The 21,940-nt window shown below is 37.5% G+C and carries 18 protein-coding genes and 1 tRNA gene; 4 read left to right on the forward strand and 15 right to left on the reverse strand.

The features are described from left to right. The first annotated feature begins 398 nt into the window (after nucleotides 1-398). A complete protein-coding gene (locus tag GQR45_RS10305) occupies nucleotides 399-1,394 on the forward strand; it encodes an alpha/beta hydrolase (RefSeq protein WP_010554489.1) in 996 nt (331 codons plus the stop codon). Nucleotides 1,395-1,530: 136 nt separating this feature from the next. Here the strand turns inward: GQR45_RS10305 and GQR45_RS10310 are convergent, their stop codons facing one another. Then, a complete protein-coding gene (locus GQR45_RS10310) occupies nucleotides 1,531-1,959 on the reverse strand; it encodes a tetratricopeptide repeat protein (RefSeq protein ID WP_165725837.1) in 429 nt (142 codons plus the stop codon). A 663-nt stretch (nucleotides 1,960-2,622) separates the two neighbouring features. Between GQR45_RS10310 and GQR45_RS10315 the strand changes: the two genes are divergently transcribed. After that, nucleotides 2,623-3,009, forward strand: coding sequence for a YkgJ family cysteine cluster protein (locus GQR45_RS10315; RefSeq protein WP_007586180.1), 387 nt, complete (start codon nucleotides 2,623-2,625; stop codon nucleotides 3,007-3,009). Nucleotides 3,010-3,519: 510 nt separating this feature from the next. Here GQR45_RS10315 and GQR45_RS10320 read toward each other — a convergent pair. From GQR45_RS10320 to GQR45_RS10330, 3 genes are read right to left on the reverse strand one after another with little or no spacing between them, the layout of a single operon-like run. Then, nucleotides 3,520-5,442 (reverse strand): beta-agarase, encoded by a 1,923-nt coding sequence (locus tag GQR45_RS10320; RefSeq protein WP_165725838.1) that lies wholly within the window; start codon nucleotides 5,440-5,442, stop codon nucleotides 3,520-3,522. An 11-nt stretch (nucleotides 5,443-5,453) separates the two neighbouring features. Next, nucleotides 5,454-6,272: an alpha/beta hydrolase-fold protein gene (locus GQR45_RS10325; RefSeq protein ID WP_165725839.1), complete on the reverse strand. Its 819-nt coding sequence runs from the start codon at nucleotides 6,270-6,272 to the stop codon at nucleotides 5,454-5,456. Nucleotides 6,273-6,283: 11 nt separating this feature from the next. Beyond that, complete coding sequence (locus GQR45_RS10330; protein WP_007586186.1) at nucleotides 6,284-7,393, reverse strand: Zn-dependent alcohol dehydrogenase; 1,110 nt, start codon at nucleotides 7,391-7,393, stop codon at nucleotides 6,284-6,286. Nucleotides 7,394-7,429: 36 nt separating this feature from the next. Here GQR45_RS10330 and GQR45_RS10335 point away from each other — a divergent pair, with 36 nt between their 5' ends. Beyond that, nucleotides 7,430-8,284 carry an AraC family transcriptional regulator gene (locus GQR45_RS10335; protein ID WP_231611814.1) on the forward strand — a complete coding sequence of 285 codons (855 nt, stop codon included), beginning with the start codon at nucleotides 7,430-7,432 and terminating at the stop codon, nucleotides 8,282-8,284. Here GQR45_RS10335 and GQR45_RS10340 read toward each other — a convergent pair. The 6 genes from GQR45_RS10340 to GQR45_RS10365 all read right to left on the reverse strand — a co-directional run bounded on the left by GQR45_RS10340 (nucleotide 8,270) and on the right by GQR45_RS10365 (nucleotide 16,154). After that, on the reverse strand, nucleotides 8,270-9,547 hold the full coding sequence (locus GQR45_RS10340) for an FAD-dependent oxidoreductase (protein ID WP_165725840.1): 1,278 nt from the start codon (nucleotides 9,545-9,547) through the stop codon (nucleotides 8,270-8,272). The genes GQR45_RS10335 and GQR45_RS10340 overlap by 15 nt on opposite strands. Nucleotides 9,548-9,563: 16 nt before the next feature. Next, the gene (locus GQR45_RS10345) at nucleotides 9,564-9,872 is read right to left on the reverse strand and encodes a 2Fe-2S iron-sulfur cluster-binding protein (RefSeq protein WP_007586189.1); all 309 of its coding nucleotides are present in this window, start codon (nucleotides 9,870-9,872) and stop codon (nucleotides 9,564-9,566) included. A gap of 60 nt (nucleotides 9,873-9,932) precedes the next feature. Then, nucleotides 9,933-11,105, reverse strand: coding sequence for a cytochrome P450 (locus GQR45_RS10350; protein WP_165725841.1), 1,173 nt, complete (start codon nucleotides 11,103-11,105; stop codon nucleotides 9,933-9,935). Nucleotides 11,106-11,553: 448 nt separating this feature from the next. Further along, complete coding sequence (locus tag GQR45_RS10355) at nucleotides 11,554-12,663, reverse strand: mandelate racemase/muconate lactonizing enzyme family protein (RefSeq protein WP_010554481.1); 1,110 nt, start codon at nucleotides 12,661-12,663, stop codon at nucleotides 11,554-11,556. 199 nt (nucleotides 12,664-12,862) lie between these two features. After that, a complete protein-coding gene (locus GQR45_RS10360; protein WP_165725842.1) occupies nucleotides 12,863-13,840 on the reverse strand; it encodes an SMP-30/gluconolactonase/LRE family protein in 978 nt (325 codons plus the stop codon). Beyond that, complete coding sequence (locus tag GQR45_RS10365; RefSeq protein WP_165725843.1) at nucleotides 13,827-16,154, reverse strand: agarase; 2,328 nt, start codon at nucleotides 16,152-16,154, stop codon at nucleotides 13,827-13,829. The genes GQR45_RS10360 and GQR45_RS10365 overlap by 14 nt, the downstream gene beginning before the upstream one ends. 439 nt (nucleotides 16,155-16,593) lie before the next feature. On the opposite strand from GQR45_RS10365, the gene GQR45_RS10370 reads away from it, so the two are divergent. Continuing rightward, entirely contained in the window at nucleotides 16,594-18,963 is a 2,370-nt protein-coding gene (locus tag GQR45_RS10370; RefSeq protein WP_165725844.1) for a TonB-dependent receptor, read from the forward strand. 370 nt (nucleotides 18,964-19,333) lie between these two features. Here GQR45_RS10370 and GQR45_RS10375 read toward each other — a convergent pair whose 3' ends face one another. From GQR45_RS10375 to GQR45_RS10395, 5 genes are all read right to left on the reverse strand, one after another. Then, nucleotides 19,334-19,954 carry an FKBP-type peptidyl-prolyl cis-trans isomerase gene (locus GQR45_RS10375; protein ID WP_007586200.1) on the reverse strand — a complete coding sequence of 207 codons (621 nt, stop codon included), beginning with the start codon at nucleotides 19,952-19,954 and terminating at the stop codon, nucleotides 19,334-19,336. A gap of 69 nt (nucleotides 19,955-20,023) precedes the next feature. Further along, nucleotides 20,024-20,410 (reverse strand): hypothetical protein, encoded by a 387-nt coding sequence (locus GQR45_RS10380; RefSeq protein WP_165725845.1) that lies wholly within the window; start codon nucleotides 20,408-20,410, stop codon nucleotides 20,024-20,026. A gap of 52 nt (nucleotides 20,411-20,462) precedes the next feature. Continuing rightward, nucleotides 20,463-20,553: transfer RNA gene (locus GQR45_RS10385), tRNA-Ser, on the reverse strand. A 158-nt stretch (nucleotides 20,554-20,711) separates the two neighbouring features. Then, a complete protein-coding gene (locus tag GQR45_RS10390; protein WP_007582705.1) occupies nucleotides 20,712-21,089 on the reverse strand; it encodes a hypothetical protein in 378 nt (125 codons plus the stop codon). A gap of 203 nt (nucleotides 21,090-21,292) precedes the next feature. After that, entirely contained in the window at nucleotides 21,293-21,841 is a 549-nt protein-coding gene (locus GQR45_RS10395; protein WP_165725846.1) for an NAD(P)H nitroreductase, read from the reverse strand. Between the last annotated feature and the right edge of the window lie 99 nt (nucleotides 21,842-21,940).

The raw sequence follows: 21,940 nt of genomic DNA on the forward strand, positions 1-21,940 counted from the left end.
GTTAACAATTAACTATTTACAACATAAAATTAACTCTTTATTTAAATTCCACACTTTAGTATCAATATCCGGCACGTTTATTTAAAGCTTAAATGAACAGCCTGAACACACCATTTACAGTTAAAACAATATCAGCTTGTAATACTTGCGACAAAAAAAACCATAACTATCTGTTATAAAATGTATTTAATTTGTCAGTATTCAGAAAGTATATTTTTTGAAATATATTTTTAACTACAGATCAGAATAGTTATTTTAGAGGTTGTAGAGTTAACAGCTATTATATTTTACCCTTAAGTATTTAAGGGATTTGTAGGCTTCAATGAATGTAATTATCAAAAAGGCAGGTCTAATTAGTTAATAAAGCAGTATTATCAAACACATTAACGAGTTTACTTATGCCCTATAATTTACAAAAACTAATCATAATAAAACTAGCTCACTTACTTTCACTTCTCGTCTTTTCATTAGTTATCTTATACTTGGTTAGCGCAAAAGTGCATGCCGTTGATGCTGTATGGCCGTCAAAAACGACATACAAATATGCAAACGTAAACGGTAAAAAAATATTTTACCGAGAAGCTGGCACGCAACATAAGCAAACCATTGTACTTTTACATGGATATCCGTCCTCTTCACACAGCTACCGAGAATTGATCCCGCTTTTATCAGGTCGTTATCATGTAATTGCACCCGATTATTTAGGCTCAGGATACAGCGAACGCCCAAACCCAGAAACTCAAAAATATACTTTTGAATTACTAGCTCAATACGTTGAAGGGTTACTCACAACGCTTAAAGTAAAGCGCTACAGCCTATATATACAAGACTTTGGAGCACCTGTAGGCTTTAGAATGTTGTTAAATAATCCTAATAAACTTGATGCACTTATTGTACAAAATGGTAATGCGTATTTAGAGGGGCTAACCCTACTGAGGCAAGCATTTTTTAAAGCCGCGAATGAAGATAGTTCGAAAGCTCAGCAAGATAAAATTTATTCGTTCACGTCTGAACAAGCCATTATTAATAAGCAGTATTTACGAGACGTACAAAGTAACCCAGAAGTGATGAGCCCAGATAGCTGGACGCACGATCTTCACTTTTTACAAACCAAAGCCGATAGAGTAATTCAAGTACAATTGCTACAAGATTACTACAACAACCTTCTCGACTATCCAAAGTGGCAAGCTTATTTACGCAAGTACCAACCACCAACGTTAATTGTATGGGGTAAAAACGACCCAGCATTCATAGCCGAAGGCGCTAAAGCATACTTAAAAGATGTACCGAACGCTGAACTCTATTTACTCGATTCAGGGCACTTTAGCGTTGAAGAAAAACCAGTAGAAATTGCAAAGTACATTATCGACTTTATGAATAAGCTAGCTCAATAGTAAGCCTTTTATTTTGGTTTAGTATTTATAGCGAACATAAAAAAACGCTGAGGGTATAAACCATCAGCGCTTTATTAAGCTCAAGCTAAATCCACAAAAATCACATTTAATATGGATAAGTTATACTTTTATGTATTTAACCTTCTTCTTCAATAAGCGACTCTAGTAGGTCGTGTATTTCAGCTTTAAGCTCTTTGTCTTCAATTTTATTGGCGCTGACTTTAGCATTTTGAAGGTTTTTAATAGCTTCATCTTTTTGGCCAAGCTCAAGCTGTAATGTAGCCATTGAAAAAGAAACCGACGACATGTGATCTTTGTTATTAATCGCAATCGACTTTTCTAATGCTTTTTCGTAAGTAGTAATTGCCTCTTCTAACTCTTCGGTAAAATCAGCTAAAGTTTCCCATTGTACAGGGTGATCTTTTGGGGTGTTTTCGTTTTCAAAACAAATAGCTTTTAATTGAGCAAATAACGACTCAAACTTTTCACGGTTATTTTTGTTAGCCGCCGCCATTAAATCTTCTGCTAGATCATGTACCGCTTTATATACTTTTGTATTCATCATCACTGGTTATCCTTTAATGCAGCTAAACTCATTTACTCACTCAATTTAGCTAAAATGTATCATTACAGTCATTATAAAACGTATTTAAACAACTGATTTATTTAATTTGGTGTATAGCGTAATAATACATTATTAATGAACATCGCGTAGGCGTTAAACACTCTGAGATTAAACTTTATCGCAATTACTCTTGGTAAACTTACACGCTGAATAAACTTGCAACCCAATCCAACGTAAAAATGGTCGTAAAGACTTTAAGTGCAATGACAACTAAAAATAATAGGATGATTGCCGCTTTAGCTTTGCTACTTTTAAGATTGTTCCAATACAATAGCTTTGCATTAAACTCTGTTTTTAACTTAGTGACAGCCTCCTTCATAATAACGCCCTGCTTAGGTATCTGCGCTCAGCAACATTTAACAATCACACAGTTGCTCAAGCGGGGTTTGTAATATTTTTCGCTACCTTTAGAGTAAACCATTAAATAAAGCCTGTACTATATAAAATGTAACAAAGGGTTTTAACTTAAGTTATTGTATCTAACTATTGTTTACACACCCAAAAATTAAAGGATGGGTAAATTCAGTAGAGCGTTAATAATAAATTTGGTGCTACACTAATAACTAACTTAAACTCGTTAACAGCCAACCAAATTAGCAAATTATGAAAGAATGCAACCAGTGTGGTAAATGCTGTATTAAATATGGCGGCGGCGATTTAAGCGCAACGAAAGAGGAAATAGATTTATGGGAGCTCTTTAACCCCGAAATTTATGAATACGTTAAAAACAACGAAATTTGGTTTGACCCAAAAACAGGCTTAAGACTTCAAGTGTGCCCATTTTTAGAAATTGCGCCTAAAAAAGATCCTCTCGCTAAAAATATGTATACCTGCAGTATTTACCTCGACCGCCCAGAGGACTGTCGCCACTACCCAAGCCTCATTCCTGAAATGATCAGAGACGAATGCGAAATGATTGAACCTATCGACATAAAAAATCAAACCAGGGCTCAACATAAACTAGATATACTTATGATTGATAGTCGGTAACTCTCTTATAAACTGCAACAGGTTATTGGTTATTTTTTTATTTTTAAATAAGAGTAAACGTGTATACCAACAACCTATAGCCACAACAATAGAGCCAAAGCAAATTACAAATAAGGGTATTATAGGCTCATTCCATCCCATTGGAATAATTATAATAAATGGAGTTACGCTCGCTAAAAGAACCATAGGTAAATTAAAAACATTAAATTTTTTTAATAAAATTGATATTGGTACCCCATAAACAAGTAGTGCGGGATAAACATAAAATAAGCTTCCGCCAACCATTAAGGCATCTGTTTTCTTTTCGGCCAATAGCACAAGTAAATATAATACACATAAAGATCAATCACTAATGCATACGAATTATGCCATCTATTTTTAAAATTTAATAAGACTTCTGTGATAATTAAAGATTGTCTATGAATTTAAAAAGCGGACGAATAACAACTAAGGCCACTAATAATTAGTGACCTTGCTTTTTATATCATAACAAATAGTTAGTTTTTTAAATTAAATATCATCACTGTACTCAAACGCTTGGAGCGTCACGCTGCTAACAAATCCGCCATCATCAGGATATGTAACTAATATTGTATTATTGGTTTTTAACAGCTCGTTTGGTACTTCGATTTCTAGCATACTAAATACTTGTGGGCGAAATACTTGCTCATCACCGGCATAATCGGTTGGTACAGTAACTAAAGTGTCATTTACTTTAACGATAGGTTGTTGAGCTAAATCATGCTCTCTACCAAAACTTAAACGCAATATACCTTTACCATATTCACTTATTTTTACATCGTTAATGTTAAATTTAAGCGCTGTATTGGCTTTAATTGCCTGTTTGTAGGTTGTTGCATAGTATTTATGCTCGTCAGACTCAGCAATAATTTTTATATTGTCGCTGAACGTATATTCAATAATTACTGTGGCTTCTGCGCCTATGTTAATGCTTTTTGGTAACTCATTTTTTACACCAATATTTTGTGATGTTGTTGTTAGTGTTGGCTCACCATTAGCAAAGTGCAAGTGCTTAATTTTAATGTTATTAATCGGATTGCTTGGTAGCTCTATTAAATTTAGCAAGGCGCTATTAGCACTTGTTTCTAAATTACTGATAATTACATATGCTTTGTTATTGTTTACATAACTATCTACTAGTAAGTCGGCTTCGTTTGATTCAGTATTAACACGTGTGCCATTTACATCTGACCACAATTGATAAAATTTAATAATGTCGGTGAATACATATTCATCGCCTGTTTCACCTGTTTTTTCGTCATTGTGGCGTAGTAAGCGCCAAGCATAATCGCGTCCCTCATTACCACTCCACTCTGCTTTTGCTAAACTAAATGGAATGGCTTTAAGTATGAGATTAGGTTTAGCCATAAATTGCATCATCATAGGGCTAAACGATTTCATAGTTTGCCAGTCATTTATTGCAGTCCATGGCGTTGCTTCTGTTTTATGGTCACGCCCGCCGTATTCCGAAATCATGAAAGGTTTTACCTTACCTAGTTTAAGCTTTTCGTATTGCTCCATCATATCCATAGTGGCTTCTATACGGGCTCCTTTAAAGTTAGCAACGCCTTTATCGCGGTTTAAGTAGCCAAAGTCGTAAAGGTGAATCGAAAAATAATCCATGTATTCACCGCTGGTATCTAAAAATAGCTTCATTCGCTCATCCCAACGATTAAAATTGTTATCGTCAAACCATGGAAAAGCAGTGGTGTACCCACCAATCTTAATACTTGTATTAACTTTTCGTATGCCTTGGGCTACTTCGTTATGAAAAATAAATGTATCGATAGGCTTACCGTGATGTACATCAACAAGTTCGTAAAGTGGCTCATTAAGTATTTCAAGGTATTGTGGGCGTGCTGGGCCTTTGTTCGGTCCTTGGTTGTCATTTCGATAAAATTCATTTACAAAATGTCCCATGTATTGACCCACGGCATCGGTATTAGCAAAGCTCCATTCGCCTTTGCCTTTATGATTACCAATCCAAAACTGATTAATTTGCCCGCCTATCATTACATGGGCTCTATTGTCGTATTTATGAAGCTTCGACAACGTTTTACCATAATAATCTTCGCGAGCAGTTTTGCCATAAGCAGCGATACTCTCAGGGCTTGCGTACCCTAGATTATTTGGGTTTTGCTCAACTTGAGTCGCGTAATACGGCATAGAACCGTTATCACGACCAAAGTACACATCAAGGTCGTTAAGTAAGTAGTCGAGCTTATCTTCTTCCCCCTTCCAATCGGTTGTTGTTAGCATCGAGTGCATAACAATATATTTACTTCTATCAAAGGTTGATAGGCCGTCAATACTTCGCTTTACGTTTAAATTTACGGATACTTCTGGCTGTGCGACTAAATTGCATGATGCAGTACATGCAAATGCAATTAAAAGTGAGCTAATGACTTTCATGGGTTATCTCCTTATTTTAATTGTGTGTGAGTTTTGCTTTCTAATTGAGCAAAAAAGATCATAGTTTTAGCTACATGTTCGTGCCAATACTCCCAGCAATGGGTGCCTGCAAAAATATCGAACGTATGAGGAACATTTTCATCAACTAGCTTTTTTGCAAGCGCAGTATTAGCACTAAAAAGTACATCGTCTTTTCCGCAATCAAATCGCAGTGGCGGTAATGTCTTTTTATTCGCGCTCAATGTTTTAAACACGTCGCCTTTGTACTTATCAGTGGTTTTTTTTAGTGGCTTTAGAGTGTGTTCATCAACAAAGTGATTAAAGTCGTCAAGCTCAGTAATTGATGAATGCGCTGATATACCGCTAAAAATAGTTGGATGCTTTGCACCTAAACATAATGCTCCATACCCTCCCATTGAAAGGCCCGTAATATAAATATTTGATGAGCTCGAGCACATTGGTTGAGTTTGAATAACAGCGCTAATCACATCATCAACTATCCATGCTTCATAATCTGCATTTTTAAGTGGCAAATACCCGCTGCCCTCGGCGTGCGCGCCATCTGATGGCATCACTAATACAAACTCGTTAAGGCCACTGCTACGAAGCTGCTGATACACTTTATGTACACCCCCTAGCTGGCTCCACACCCAGTGGCTACCATACACACCATGCAGTAATACAATCATAGGTACATTTTTATTACTGGTTGCTTCTTGGTAAATGCTTATATCACCTCGCCCTTTTAAGTGGCTGCTATACGCGGTTAGCGTTACAAAGTTATCAGCGGTGTAGCTGCTATTTGATATTTCTAAATGATGAATTGCCATTTTATACTCCTTTAATCATCAAACACGACGACACCTTTAGCGATACGCCCTGCTAGCATGTCGTCAAAGCCTGTTTGTAACTCATCTAACGAGTAAGTTTTTGTGACTAGCTCATCGAGCTTGAGCTTTTTTGCGTCATAAAGGTCTAGTATTTGAGCAAAGTCGCGCTTAGGATTACATTGCCCGTAGAGCGGATTTATATAAATTTTATCCCATTCAAATAGTTCGCAATCAAAATCTATTTTTTGCTCAATGCCACTCACTTGCACCGCAACGCCCGCGCTGCGTATTAATGCTAATGGCGCTGAACCAAGTGCCGGCACTGCTGTACACTCAAAGGCATAATCGGCTCCGCGACTATTTGTTAGCGCTTTAACTTCGTTTATCATGTGAACTAAATCAGGGTCATACTTTTTAGCAAGTACGGTATGTGTAGCACCAAATGCTTTAGCTTGTGTTAATCGCTCCGGTGACAAATCAATTGCTATTATTTTAGCGGCGCCTGAAATTGCAGCCCCTTGTATTGCATTTAGTCCTACGCCTCCACAGCCTAATACGGCCACTGAAGAACCTGCTTTTACTTTAGCTGCATTAACCACTGATCCATAACCGGTCATTACGCCGCAACCAACAATACTTGCACTTGGAAAAGGAATGTCACTGTGTATTTTTATAACTGCAGCAGCCTTAACGACGGTGTATTCGCTCATCGTACCTAAATGAAATGAGCGCTCTAAGCTATTGCCATTATGCTCACACGCTTGTTTACCTGCGTGTCCGCATAAACCATTGCCAGTTACGGGGCTATTTACTTCACAAATATGTAAATTACCCTCTTGGCACTGGAAACACTCACCACACGGAATTGCCCAATTTAGTATTACTTTATCGCCGATAGTAAATTCCGTTATACCTTCGCCCAACTCAACAACGGTTCCTGCGCCTTCATGACCAATGATAAATTTTTTATTCCACGTTTTAATTGAATCCCAATCTGTATGACAAATACCTGAGGCTTTTATTTTAATTTTTACTTCGCCAGCACTTGGTTTTCCGACATTAACGGTATCGAAGAAAAAACCGCCTTTTCCATCTGCAATTGCAGCTTTTGCCTTGTACATGTAGACTCCTAAGTCTCTAAATATAAGTATTATGTTATGAAGCAACCGACAATTTACTGTGAACCGTTTTGTATAAAAGACGGTTACGATTTCGAAATTCATCATGTAAGTTATCTTCAGCACGATAGCTATTCATGTTTTATGCACTTTCATCAGGTGCATGAATTTATATTTTTTGAACAAATTGACGGCACTTATTTTTATCATCAAGGTGAATCGATTCTTTCTGATTTTGAGGCCGTTTTTACACCCGCTATGGAAACCCACGACTTTGCTTTAAATCCGCGCCCTAAATCTTGGTATATTGTGCAATTTATGCCTGAACGCCTTAATAATCAGGCCTTACAAGAATTTATAGAATTACTAAAAACTGGTTTGCATTTAAGCTTTAGCATTGAAATACAAAAAAGGATTCATAAGTTGCTCGCTTGGATGCTTAGCGAATTTAACGAAAATCCTAAAAGTAAAACCTGTGCTCAACTGTTTGATAGCTTAATCACTATGGTGTGCGAATATGGTAAAAGCAGTTTATCTAAGCAGCAAACGTCATTAAGTAGCTCAGCAAGTTTTAAAAAGCTTGCTCCGGTAATTAATGAGCTTAAAACAAATAACGGCCTTAACCTGTCACTTGAGCAAGCCGCAGCCCTTTGCCATTTATCACCTTCGTATTTTTCAAGGGTATTTAAGAAGCACTTTAGAGTGCCTTATTCCGACTACCTAATTCAGCACAAGTTATATAATGCCGCACGGTTACTCGGGCAAAGTGATGTTTCGGTGACTGATATATCTTACGATTTAAGCTTTTCTAGCCCGTCGTATTTTATTAAGCAGTTTAAACATCACTTTAAAGTGACTCCGCATCAGTATCGACAGCAGTTACGCCTGAAATAACTGAGGCTTTGCAAGTGCTATAGTCAAATTGTTCAATACCTGTTTGTTTACCTTTAAACCTTGCTTAATAGCCTGTGTGCCAAGTACATAGGCCTTTGCATAATTAACAGCTTCCACACAAAGCAGTGTGTCGTTATTAAAGTACCAAAGTGAAAATTGACCGGGAGCTTCTTGGCGCTTAATAATCTCGTTATAGCCTTGTGATAAACCTACTATTTGTAATTTATATTCGTATTGATCTGACCAAAACCAAGGGAGTGCAGGAGCTGACGTATTATTTTTAGCTAAAAACTGCGCAGCAACTTTAGCTTGGTCAACTGCGTTTTGTACCGACTCAAGTCTGATCCAACGATTATAAATTTTATTAAAATGAATAGTGCAATCACCAATTGAGTAGATATCAGGGTGTGATGTTTGGCATACGTCATTTACTTTTATGCCTTGATCAACCACCAGCTCAGCATCTGTTGCAAGTTGTGTATTTAGCCTTACACCTACGCCAATTAAAATAAAATCGGCGGGATACTCACTGCCATCACTACATTGCACATAATGTTTATTGTTTGTGTGCTTAATTTGTACAATATCTTTTGCTGTTTGCAGGTCTACCCCCTTCGCGTTGTGTAAATCAGTTAAAAAGTCAGACATAGCAGATGATGTGACTCGCGATAGTATTTTTTCTTGTTTTTCGATAACCGTTACTTTAGCGCCAAGTGCAATAAAGGATGACGCCGATTCAAGGCCGATATAACCTCCACCAATAATCACCACTTCTTTGTTAGTGCTTGCACTTAGCGCTTTTTTTATTGCTACGGCATCACTATGTGTTCGCATTGCGAAATATTGAGAGGTGCCATATTCATCTACAGTTTCACTAAGGCCTGTAATTGGAGGAATAAAAGCTGAGCAACCGGTTGCGATTACTAATTTATCAAATGCTAGATGCTTATTATTTTCAAGAGTAACTATTTTGTTATCTTTATTAATTGCAGTAACACGCTCACCTAAACATAAATCTATATGGCTATCTGTGTAGGATTTTTGCACCTTTAAAGGTATTGATTTTACCTCTAACGATTGCAGCGTTTTTTTAGACAGCGGTGGCCTGTGATATGGCAGTTCAGGATCGCTATCGAGTAATGTAATTTTACCCAGCCAACCTTGCTGGCGTAAGTTAAATGCAAAGTTAACGCCGCCATGGCTTGCACCAATAATAACAACGCTTTGCTGCAGTGAGTTTGGCTCTAATTGTGTGTTTTGCATAATGCTGTACCCGCTTTTAATTGGCTACTCTGAAGGTCATGCCATCAATATTTTCAGACACCTCAATTTGGCAACATAAACGGCTGTATTGCGTTACGTTATCGTCCAGCTCTAGCATGTCGCTTTCTATCTCATCGGGTGTACCTACTTTTTTAAAGTCATCCGGTGTTAAGTAAATATGACACGTTGCACACGAACATACACCGCCACAATCACCATCAATACCAGCAACACCATTTGCTGATGCCAGTTCCATTAGCGAGCCACTGTCGCCTTCTACTTCAACTGCATCGTTTGTTTTGGTTATAAATATTACTTTCGCCATCGTATTAATCCTCTACTTTTACTTGTTACTGTATTTATTTAACTATTTTCTACGGTGTTTTTATTTTGATTTAAAGCTAACGTGCAGACAGTTAAAGCCAACCTTTCTTGAAAACTCACCGAGTTTTTCAATATTTTCATCTGCTTTTATTGTCTCTATTTGAGCAACTTTATTAGCAAGCGATAACACTAGTTGACGTAAAATTTGGCGGGCATGCGTTGCGCCCAAACAATTGTGATGGCTAAAACCAAAACTAATATGCGGGTTAACTTTTCGATCGAAGTCGACATTGTTAGGGTTTTTGAATACCTTTTCATCGCGATTAGCCGACGCCCAACATAACGAAACTCGTGTGTCGGCTTTTATAGCGTGCTCACATACGCTTGTGTCTTGCGTAGCGACACGGCCCATTTGCGTAAGCGGCGCAAAATAGCGAATTAATTCTTCTACGGCCCTGTTTAATATTTCAGGCTCATCATCAATACGCTTTAAATCGCTGATGTTTTCGCTAAAGTAGGCAATAGAGTTTGTGATCGCGTTTATAACGGTGTCGCGCCCCCCTGCAAAGGTGAGGATCATCACACCTTTTACTTCTTCTTTACTCAGCTTTTTACCGTTCGCCTGTGAATTTAAAAGCACTGAATATAAATCATCACCCGGGATTGCAATGGCGTTTTCTATTTGCTCATCAATGTAGTTGTATAGAATATTGGCTTTATCGCCATCAAGGTCACTGTCTTCACTTCTAAATACATGAGTACCCCAATCTATCCATGTTTGTGCTTTATCCATTGAGGTATTAAGTAACAGCGTTAACGCTTTAGATTGAAGTGGTAAAGCAAATTGTGACACCACATCAAACGACTCTGCTTTAAAGGCGTTTTCAATAGTTTCATCAATAATGGTTTGTAAACGCGCTTGGTAACATTCATCTAATGGGCGTTTAAACCAAGGGTTTAATAATTCACGAAAGCCACCGTGCTGAGGAGGGTCTACTTCAAACGGAATTTGGCGTGTTTCACGTATTGCCACTTCTGATGGAATTACAATACGTCCAGGTTTAGCACCCGATTGAAAAACAGCACAATTATGCGCTGTTTTTCGTACATCTTTTAAGCCTAAGATCATATTTACAGGATCGTTTTGGTCATCCATTTGACCCATTCCTGTTACTTTTCGTTGCTGTGCAAACGCATCGGGAAACTCGCTAATACCAGTTACTTTTGACGTCATAATGAAACCTAATTTCTATTATTAATCTATTTTTGTTACACCATTTTAATCGCAACTTTATTATACAAATACACGGATTTTGCTTAAAAATGGTAATTTGATGCTCTTTATTGCTATTTTAAATATAAAAAAGCCAGCAATTAAAGCTGGCTTTTGACGGAGTTGTGAGAGCCCCTAACTAATTAATTTAAAATCTAGGTAATGAAGCTATTTTCGGTGTGAATTGCAACCAACAGTTTTACAGCAGACTAAGCAATTTGGGTTTGTGTAAAAAAATCAATATTTGCAATGGCAATAACTATTTACCTTTATAAAAGCGTCCACAAAATCAGTACTCATAAATTAAAACTTATGACAAAGAGATTATCATTCATTCCTTGATAAATAATTTCTACACTGAATTTGTGGACACACAACAACTCTTTTCTTTTATTACTAATTTTTCTAGTTACGACTGTTTAATTAAATGTGTTCTCATTAGTTGAGGGTCAAATTCTACACCCGTCCCAATTATATCTGGCGCGCACGCTTGCCCATTTTCAAGCTTTAAAGGACGTGTTGTATATTCATCTATAGGGAATGAATGAACTTCTAAAAAACCAGCGTGAGGCTGAGATGCCAACAGTGATACATGTAGTTCATGCATGCCATGGCTACAAATAGGTAAATTATGGGTATATGCCATACTCGCTACATGTAACCACCCTGTTATGCCACCAATATTTGATGCATCTGGTTGTAAAAAACCTAATTTAGCTTGGTCAATCGCATAGCCAAATTCGTGCAATGTATGTAAATTCTCACCCATTGCAAGCGGTATCGAAGTAGCTTGCGCTATACGAGCAAAGCCTTTGTAATCATCAGGTATGGTAGGTTCTTCAAACCAAGTAATGTCGTATTTTTCAATTGATTTGGCAAAACGAATAGCTTGCTCGACACTCATTGAATAATTAGCATCTACCATAAGCGTTTTATCTTCGCCAATTAGATCTCTTACTGCGGCTACGCGTTCTATGTCTTCTTTAAAGTTGGGTTTACCTACTTTAATTTTTACTGCATTAAAACCACGCTGCAGGTAACCACCTATATTATTAAGCAGCTTTTCTTGGCTAAAGTTTAAATCTATTCCACCCGCATAACATTTTGTTTGATTACAGCTACCGCCCGCGACTTGCCATAATGGCGCGTTTAAACGCTTACATTTAATATCCCACAGCGCTATATCGACTGCAGATATGGCAAAACTAAGTAAACCACCACGGCCAACATAATGAAGTTCCCACTGTAATTTGTCCCAAATTGCCATGATAGACATTGAACTTTGTCCAATTAGACCAGGCTTAATTTCATCGTTAAGAAGTGAATAAATTGCACGACCACCTTTACCGCCAGTGTAGGTATACCCCATCCCCTCATAACCATCATGAGTTATAATATGCAGTGTAATAACTTCAAAGTGAGTGTGATCACCGTGCTTCGCATCACTTAGCACTTCAGCTAACGGAATTTGGTAATACTCGACTTTTACACTTTTAATTGTTTGTGATGATACTTTCATTAAGCCACCGAATTAGTTTACATAACACTGTTCATTGTTAACAATCTACAACAGCTAGTGATCGTTGTAAAGTCTATCTTGTTAAATAAAACGAAATTAACTTAGTTAAATATTAATGCATTCGTGTTTTAGTTTATGAAACTACACACGTTATCGCTGTGTTTAAAACGGTTTGAAATTAGCTATAGAAAAAGCGAAGTTATTTTAAATCAAGTGCAAGTAGTTGCGTATGCGCTGTTATATAAACGCGATTTTGTGATTGATTAAACGTTAAATTAGCACTAATATTTGGCATTTCAATTTGAGCTAATAGCTCAGCGTTTTTATTAAACAGCCATAACCCGTTAGGTCCAGTTGCAAAAATAACCCCACTTTTATGTACCTTTAAACCATCCGGTAAACCTTTGTCGTGCTTAGTTACTGATGGTAATTCATAAAATAATGATTTACTTATCACTGCCCCACTATCGTTTAAATGATACTGATACCATGCGGGTTTATTTGCATTGGATGCTGCTACATATAAGGTTTTATTATCAGCTGATAATGCGACCCCATTAGGATAAATAAGATCACGATCTAGCAAGGTAAGCTCCCCTGTATTTTTAAGTGAGTATACTCCCTGAAAATTAAGCTCTTTACTTTCGTCATCTAATTGATTGGGCAAACCATAGGGGGGATCGCTAAAATAAAGCGTGCCGTCGTCATTAAAAGCACCATCATTAGGGCTGTTAAATTTTTGCGTATTGAAATGACTAACTATGTGTAAGTATTTTGATTTTGGCACACTCAATGATGCCTTCATTTTTGATATTACACGTGAGCGCGATTGTAAAAGCACAAGCTCATTTTGCTTATTCACAATTAAACCGTTTGAATAGCCGCTGTGTGCTAAATACAAACTTGCTCCTTTGCCTGGAGTGTATTTATATACCTGATGATTAGGTATATCAGAATATAATAAATACCCTCCTTGGTTGATCCAAACAGGCCCCTCTAGCCAAGCATAACCCGAGGCGAGGGTTTTAACATGGCTATTTAAGTTAAGCACTTCAAGCGCTTGCTCATTAAATATTTTGTAGGGGCCTTGCTCGAATAAAAGTGTGTTACTTTGCTTAGCAGATACACCCAAACATAAAACACACAATGCGCTTAGTATATATTTAATTTTTAGCATTGTTATACCTACGTTCATACAACGATTTATTCATGCTTTTAGCTGCATCTACAAGCGGTTTGTATGGAATATCAGCTACATTTACAAAGCCTACATTGTAGTTTTCACCATCGTATGCTCGTCCGGTTAGTGGAGAATCGATGTATTGAAACCAATGCGCACCAACAAAATATGGGTTGTCTATAACGCTATTCATGTATTTTTTATATTTAGTACCACGCTCTTGCTGAGATTGAGTATGTATAAGTCCTGGATTTAATAAACCAGAATCAAGCGCACCATTATGAAATTCACCTATAATGCTTGGCATGTTTATATCTGATAAAAACGCCCAAAAATCTTCGTTTAATCCCTCCCGGTAATAGTTATAGCTCATCACATCTACATGCGCGGCAGCGGCGGCTCTTATTTCAGGCGTCATACCCCAATCGGCAAAACGTGCCCCCATATTTAACTGATTTGGAAGGTGTTTAGCAATAGCCGCGTCTACCACGGCAAAATACTGATTAGCGTAATGAAATAACATAGTAGATAAATCTTCATTAGTTTGCTCGTTAAACTGCGTAAGTGCGACGCCTGCAGCAAACTCATCCCATGAGGCAAGGCGTATATTCCATGCTTCATTCAGTTTGCTAATTTTGCTGTACTTATTTTTCATTAAGGTAACAAATTGTGCTTTAGTCGGGCTATTTTGGGCGTTATTTTTAAGTGTATTAATAGCAATACCATAACGTGCGGCGTCAGAATTCATCATGCCCCAGCTTTTTTCGTTATCAATAAATACACCAACACACCAAGGGCTGTTTTTAACTTGTTGGGCTACTTTTGCAAGCGTTACATCAGCGCGCTCAACAAATAAGGAATCAAATGGGTCAGGTAATGGGCTCCAGTAGTCGTTACCACTGCTTACCGTTTTAAAATTACCAATGATCCACGCATTAGCAAAATAAGGTAATTTATTAGTATGGTAATAATCTTCTTCTATCCAATTACCAAATGAAGTAAAACCCCATGAAAGCATGCGTTTCACTGTGGTGTTTTGCCACTGTTTCATTAAATTGTTATTATTGTTGGCTTGATATTTTCGCTGTAAATTAGCGCGATAAAAGCTAAATGTTTCACCTCTTTTAATTGCACCACTGTGAACTTCGCGCCTATAGCCGTAATTATCTGCTAAAGGGTTATTTTGCTCGGGTAACCAATTAAACATATCAGCTCTAAGTGCTGAGCTTTTATAGCGTGTTGGCCACGCTGCCTCTGGGGCTGGGCTTAACCCAAGAGAATCCTCTGGTGTTAAATCACCAGCTTCACGCTGTTTTATATAGCTTTGATCAAAATCGTAACCGGTTATGGTTGAAGTATTTGCCATACGAACGTTATCAATGCCGGTTGAAAAAAACAGATGACCTTCTGGGTCGACTAAACTCCATTTCCCTTTGTATTTTTCGGTTCTAAAATATCCCGTTGCCTTTAATTGTGGGCCGTTTTTCCAGCCACTATATTTAGAACGTCCTTTCATTGGTGAGTTTTGTAAGTTAATTTGCTCTTTTTGAGAAATAACTTGTAGCTGCTCTGTTGAAGATACTTTGTTGGTAAAGTCTAATTTTGCATTTTGCCCAAATTTATCAACTAACCCTTTAAGATAGTGAGTATCAAAATTAGCTGGTTTGATTAAGCGAACGTTATCTATTAAAAAACGTTTATCCTCAAGTAATCCCTTTACTCCAAATGATACTTTAACAATGCTACTTACATCGATATTTTTTTGTCCGCCTCTATAAACTATTGGCGTATAACTGCTCTTCCAACTTGGTGGGTTTGAGCGAATACCTGAATTAACATTCAAATTTACGCCTTTTAATTCTATATAATACGTGTTTTGAGACTGAGCAGGCACAACAACACTTCGAGTTTGAAATTGTCCCGACTTGTCTATTGTCTTTATGTATAGGTGAGTAGAAACCTCATCAGGGTTTTGTATATCAAGTGCAAGGGCAAAGTTTCCTGTTGCTTGCCAATCCCATCCTTTTGGATTAATGAATTCAAAATCACTTTCTACATTAGATTTAGATTTTAATGTAACCGCTAGTTTATGGTTTCCACCTTCCTTTATTAATGTACTAAAGCCATTAATTGTATTTATATATTGGCTGTAATTATCCTGTTCAAAATCAAAAATTATATGCTCTTTTTTTAATGGAGTGGCCCCTTTAGTTAAATCTTGATCTGAAGCTTTCGCATTGTGACACCCTGCAAGTACCGATAAACAAAAAAACGAGGATGCTAATTTTACACTGTAAGGATTGAGAAACATGTTGGCCTACTATTGTGCGTGTTTAAATGTGTACTTTTGAGCAATAATTGATAGCTAAAAAGCGTTAAAACTACACAAGATAATTACACACACGACGATATAAAACAATTAACTGTTAACAATACAGTGAATTTTAGAAGCGTTATATAATAGAGGGAGCTATTAAAAAATATAAATTATAGATAAAAAACATAAAATTCAATACTTTAAACACTACTCTCCATAATCATTAGCAGATATTCTTTGAGGGTACTACGAGTAGGTTTGTTACAGTAAAGTAGAGTTAATGCCAGATTAACTTCTATAGTAGAGCAAACAGTTTATCGGCACTTTTAGTGGTTTGAACGCAAAATACAAAGTTATACTATAACATTGTTGATTCGCTAATTTTGCGGTGTTATATTATATCACAACATAATAACCACGAACCAATATATCCATGACAAAGTTAACATTAATCTCCTCTGCTATTTTTTCTGTTTTATGTTCTCAATCAGCTTTGGCTGCAACCGTTACCGGTAAAGTAATGGATGATAAAAATCAACCAATTAAAAATGCCTCTATCCATGTCCATGGCAAAAACCAAAGCGTTAAAAGTAATGATTTAGGCGAGTTTGCTATCGATATAGATGCAAACAGCCAATTACATATTAGTAAAGACAACTACATAGACTCTCGTATTGCTGTTACCGAATCTTCAAATAATCTGTCTGTGTCACTTAAACCAACATCGGTTGAAACAGTGGTTGTTTATGCCTCTGCACTTCATAAGAACAGCCTAGAAATGATATCGCCAGTAAGCGTGCTCTCAGGTGATGAATTAAGAAATAAATCTAAACCAACACTTGGCGAAACTCTTAAAGGTTTACCAGGCGTAAATGCAAGTTACTTTGGCCCTGTATCATCAAGCCCAATTATTCGAGGTTTAGATGGCCCTCGCGTTAAAATTACACAAAATGGATTAGATGCCAGCGATGCGTCGCGTATTGGCCCAGACCACGCGACATCAAGCGACAGCCTAGCGGCAGAGCAAATTGAAGTGTTGCGCGGTCCAAGTACCCTACTTTATGGCTCTGGTGCAATTGGTGGCGTTGTAAACGTGGTTGATAACCGTATTCCTACTAGCAATATCGACGAGCTTACAGGCGCTGCTGAATACAGCCACGATACGGTGTCAAATTCAAACACCGTAGCAGCAAAACTTGAAACAGGTAATGAAGGCTTTAACTTTCATTTTGATGGTACTAAGCGCAGCGGCGATGATTACCAAACACCGACCTTTACTATTGCCGACGATGATGGCGATGTTGAAACCGAAAGCTCGGTAGAAAATACTTTTATTGATAGCGAAACACTCAACTTTGGTACCAGCTATGTTGGCGATCACTTAACGATTGGTTTTTCTTACGGTAGCATTGAGACTGATTACGGTATTCCTGGGCATGAGCATCATCACGATCACGAAGGTGAAACTGAAGAAGAGCATGCAGAACATGAAGATGAAGCTACTGAAGAGCCAGTTTACGCACATTTAGAGCAAGACCGCTGGCAAGGGCTTGTAAGTTACGCTCTTCATAATAACTGGATTGAAACCATCAACCTACGTGTTGGCTATACAGATTATTCACACAGCGAAATTGAAGATGGCGAAATTGGTACTACTTTTAAAAATAAAACGACTGAAGCACGTTTAAATGTAGAGCATAAGTTTGCTGATTGGCACGGAATGATGGGCTATCACTACAGCGATTCTGACTACGATGCAATTGGTGAAGAAGCATTTACACCCGCGAGTGTAACTACAACTAACGCATTATATTTACTAGAAGAGCGTGAATTTGGCGACGTGACAATAGAGCTTGGTGCACGTGTAGAAGATTACAAAATTGAAAGCCAAATCACGGCACACGAACATAGCCACGATGAAGTAGAAATAGATCATAGCGACGAAGAAACTATTGGATACAATAAAAGCTTTACCAATTTAAGCGCCTCTGCCGGTGCCATTTGGCAGTACAAGCCGGGTCATAGTATTGCGACAAGTATTTCTCATTCAGAACGAGCACCACTTTCGGCAGAGCTTTTATCAAATGGTTTACACATTGCAACTGGCACTTATGAGCTAGGTCTTGGTTACAACATTGAAGATAATGAAGCGCATTTTGAGCCAGAAAATATCAAGCAAGAAACTTCAACAAACCTAGATTTAAGCTTTAGGCGTTTTAGCGGTGATTTTGGTTACACCGTTAACTTTTTCTATAACGATATTAAAAACTTTTATTTCCAAGAAAATACGGGTTTAGTTTACGATGAAGAAGATGGTTTAGAATCAGCTATTGGTGCACATGACGATGCTGTTGCGGTTTATCAGTTTACAAGTAAAGACGCAGAGCTTTATGGAATTGAGTTTGACGCACATTACCAAGTAACCCCAAGCGCTATGGTTAAAGTATTTGGTGACTCAACTCGTGCAAAACTAAAAGACGACGAAGGCAATTTACCGCGCATCCCTGCCAATAAATTAGGCTCTGAGTTACAGTACGATTTAGGTGACTTACAACTAACACTGACGGGTACTCATTACTTTGATCAAAACGATGTAACTGCATTTGAAACAAAAACGGACGGCTATACGTTATTTGATGCACAAGCTAATTACCAATTAGGTTTAGGCAGTGTAGATGCACAGCTTTATATAAACGTGGATAACATTACTGATGAGTTAGGCTTTGTGCATAGCTCATTTATTAAAGATAAAGCCCCACTACCTGGCAGAAACTTCCGCTTTGGTGTTCGTGGTTATTTTTAATAATTAAAAATAGTTTTTAGTTTATATATTTACAAACCGCATTTTATTAATGCGGTTTTTTTATTTTTAGAATATATAATATCAACACGCAGTTATACTTAATCGATTTGAAGGATTAAACCTGATGCTAACTGCGTTAAGAATTTCTGATATACGACTGCATGGATGCAGGAGGTAGAGCAATGCAAGAGCAATTAGTGGTAACAACTAAACAACGAAATTTTTGCCTTGTTACCGACACAATTTTCTTAGCGAAAAATAGATCACTTAGTTAAGCTAATTGGTATAAAACACTTAAATTACAGACACAAAAAAGCCGTATTCAAATTGAATACGGCTTTTTAAATTCTTAAATTAAAATTTATTTAATTTAAGAAATGATTTCGTGTAGCTCAACATCAAATACAAGCGTTGAGAAAGGTGCGATTGCAGCACCTGCGCCACGTTCACCATAAGCAAGCTCATGAGGAACGTAGATACGCCATTTAGTACCTACAGGCATCATTTGTAATGCTTCAGTCCAGCCTTTGATCACGCCACCAACTGGAAATTCAGCTGGTTGACCGCGCTCGTATGAGCTATCAAACACAGTACCGTTAATAAGTGTACCGTGGTAATCAACACGTACTGTAGACTCAGCTGTTGGCTTTTCGCCTTCGCCAGTTGCTAGTACTTCGTATTGAAGACCAGACTCAGTTACTGTGATTTCAGGACGTTTTGCGTTTTCTTCTAAGAATGAAATACCTTCTGCAGAAAGTACTTTAGACTCTTCTTCACGACGAGCTTGAATCTCTTCGTTTATTTTTTCAAATGCAGCTTGGATCTCAGGGATCTCAACTTGAAATGCGCTACCAGCGTACGCATCTTTCATGCCTTCAAATACTGAATTTAGGTTTAAGCCTTCAAAAGGATTAGACTTAAGTTGCTCACCCATTTGTAAGCCAATACCGTAACTTGCTTTTTCAGCATCTGTAGTAAAATTATCTGACATAATGTGTTTTTCACGTTTTGTTAGTTAAAAGACACGACTATGCTATCACAAAATAAACCGCGTTTGGGGCTAGTTTTTGCTGAGTTTTAGCTTAATTAGGCCAACAATATAACTACAAAGCGGCAAACTGAATAAAATTCCAACAAGTAGAGGCATTGTTAGTAATCCTGATTCGCCGAACAGTAAAAATGGCACTACAAGTAGCCCTATACAACCAATAAAAACAGAGCCAATAACTGGCCAATGCTTATCGTATTTGGTAATAAGATGGGCAGCTAAAACATTAAAACCAACACCATAAATTAAAGCGGTAATTAATGGATACTCTGGTTGAGCGTCTATAGCCATTTTTGCTAATAAGCTAATAGCACTTTGATAGCAGTAACCAAATACCGTCCATAATAAAAGATGTTTTATTAATTTCTGCGAGGTTGGTAGGTTTGTTGCCTTAGTCATTTAGAAACTCCACAAAGCAAAAAACCGCCCATAAGGCGGTTTTTTTAAATAATGGTGGAGAGATAGGGATTTGAACCCTAGATGGGCTATAAACCCATGCCGGTTTTCAAGACCGGTGCATTCGACCACTCTGCCATCTCTCCGCACGGCGCGAATAATATGGCTAAATACATAACTTGTAAAGAGCTAAATAGAAATTAATATAAAATATTAACATATTGGATAAAATAGACCCACTTTGTTCTTTTGTTAAGCTCTTCACTTTAATAAAAGTGTAGTTAATGGACTAAAGTTAAACACATTAATAATATTGTTTAGGTCTACGTGCAATCCAAGAGCAGATTAAACAAGCCAATATACTCAGTGCGGTAAAGGTAACGCCTTGAAAAATTAAATCGAATCGATTTAAATCATCACTTGGTACTACAACAAACATAAAAGCAGGTAGCACACTAAGCGATAAAACGTAGCAACATACTTTAAATGCACGCCCAAAGTCGAAACGTTTGGACTGGTGCATCCACCATGTTAACAACACAAGCATACCCATCGCTGAACCGGCTATAAAGTGTGATGCATTTGTGCTCATTGCAACATACAGTGTTACAAAAGCACCAATGATTCCCCAAATTGACCATGCTAGCCAATTCTCTTTTTCACGTAAAAATAAATTTCCCATAGTTTTCGTCTTCTTTATCGTTATTTTTATTAAGACTTTCCATAATGTATCAAAAAACAACCGATTAAAAAACAAACTGAAGAAGATTTTGTAAATTTAGTGCTTCCAAGCGCTTCTTACAGCCAAGTCATTAACTTTTAAATAATACTCTTTGTAACCTTAATGAATTATGACTATGTAAGTTGCGCAAAGTTCATACTATTTCACAAATTACTAAAATAGTTTTCTGGCTTATGGCGAGGCGACTTTTTACAATCGACTTCGGGTGTACCTATATATAAATACCCTACTATTTCATCTTGCTCATGTAAGTTAAGCGCTTTTTTAACCGCGCTACTTTGTGCAAAGTAGCCTGTGCGCCAAACACCGCCTAACCCTTGGGCAAATGCAGCTTGTTGCATCGCTAATACACTACAGCCTGCGCTTTGTACTTGTTCTATTCGAGGAACTTTTGGGTGTTCTTGATATTTAGCAATTGCTATTACAATCATAGGCGCACGAAGGGGAAGCTCTTTAGCACGGTTAATTACTTTTTCTTCTTGTTGCTCTGCCACTGCACTTTGATGGTAAATTTCACCCAGTTTATTGCGTGCATCACCTTGAGCAATAATGAACTGCCACGGTGCTATACAGCCATGATCAGGAACACGTAATGCTGCTTGCTTAATTATGTCGAGCTGCTCAGGCGTAGGGCCCGGCTCTGTTAGTTTAGAGTCTGATTGGCGGGTAAGTAAAAGCTCGATAGCGTTCATAACGATTCCTCAAAATTCAAAACGCTAGAGTAACATTTAAACCCTTAAAAAATAAATACCGAGAAATTAAAATGCAAAACGGCCGCAAAGGGTTAAGCT

It is taken from the genome of Pseudoalteromonas sp. SA25 (assembly GCF_011378705.1).
In the GTDB taxonomy this organism is placed as follows: Bacteria; Pseudomonadota; Gammaproteobacteria; order Enterobacterales; family Alteromonadaceae; genus Pseudoalteromonas; species Pseudoalteromonas arctica.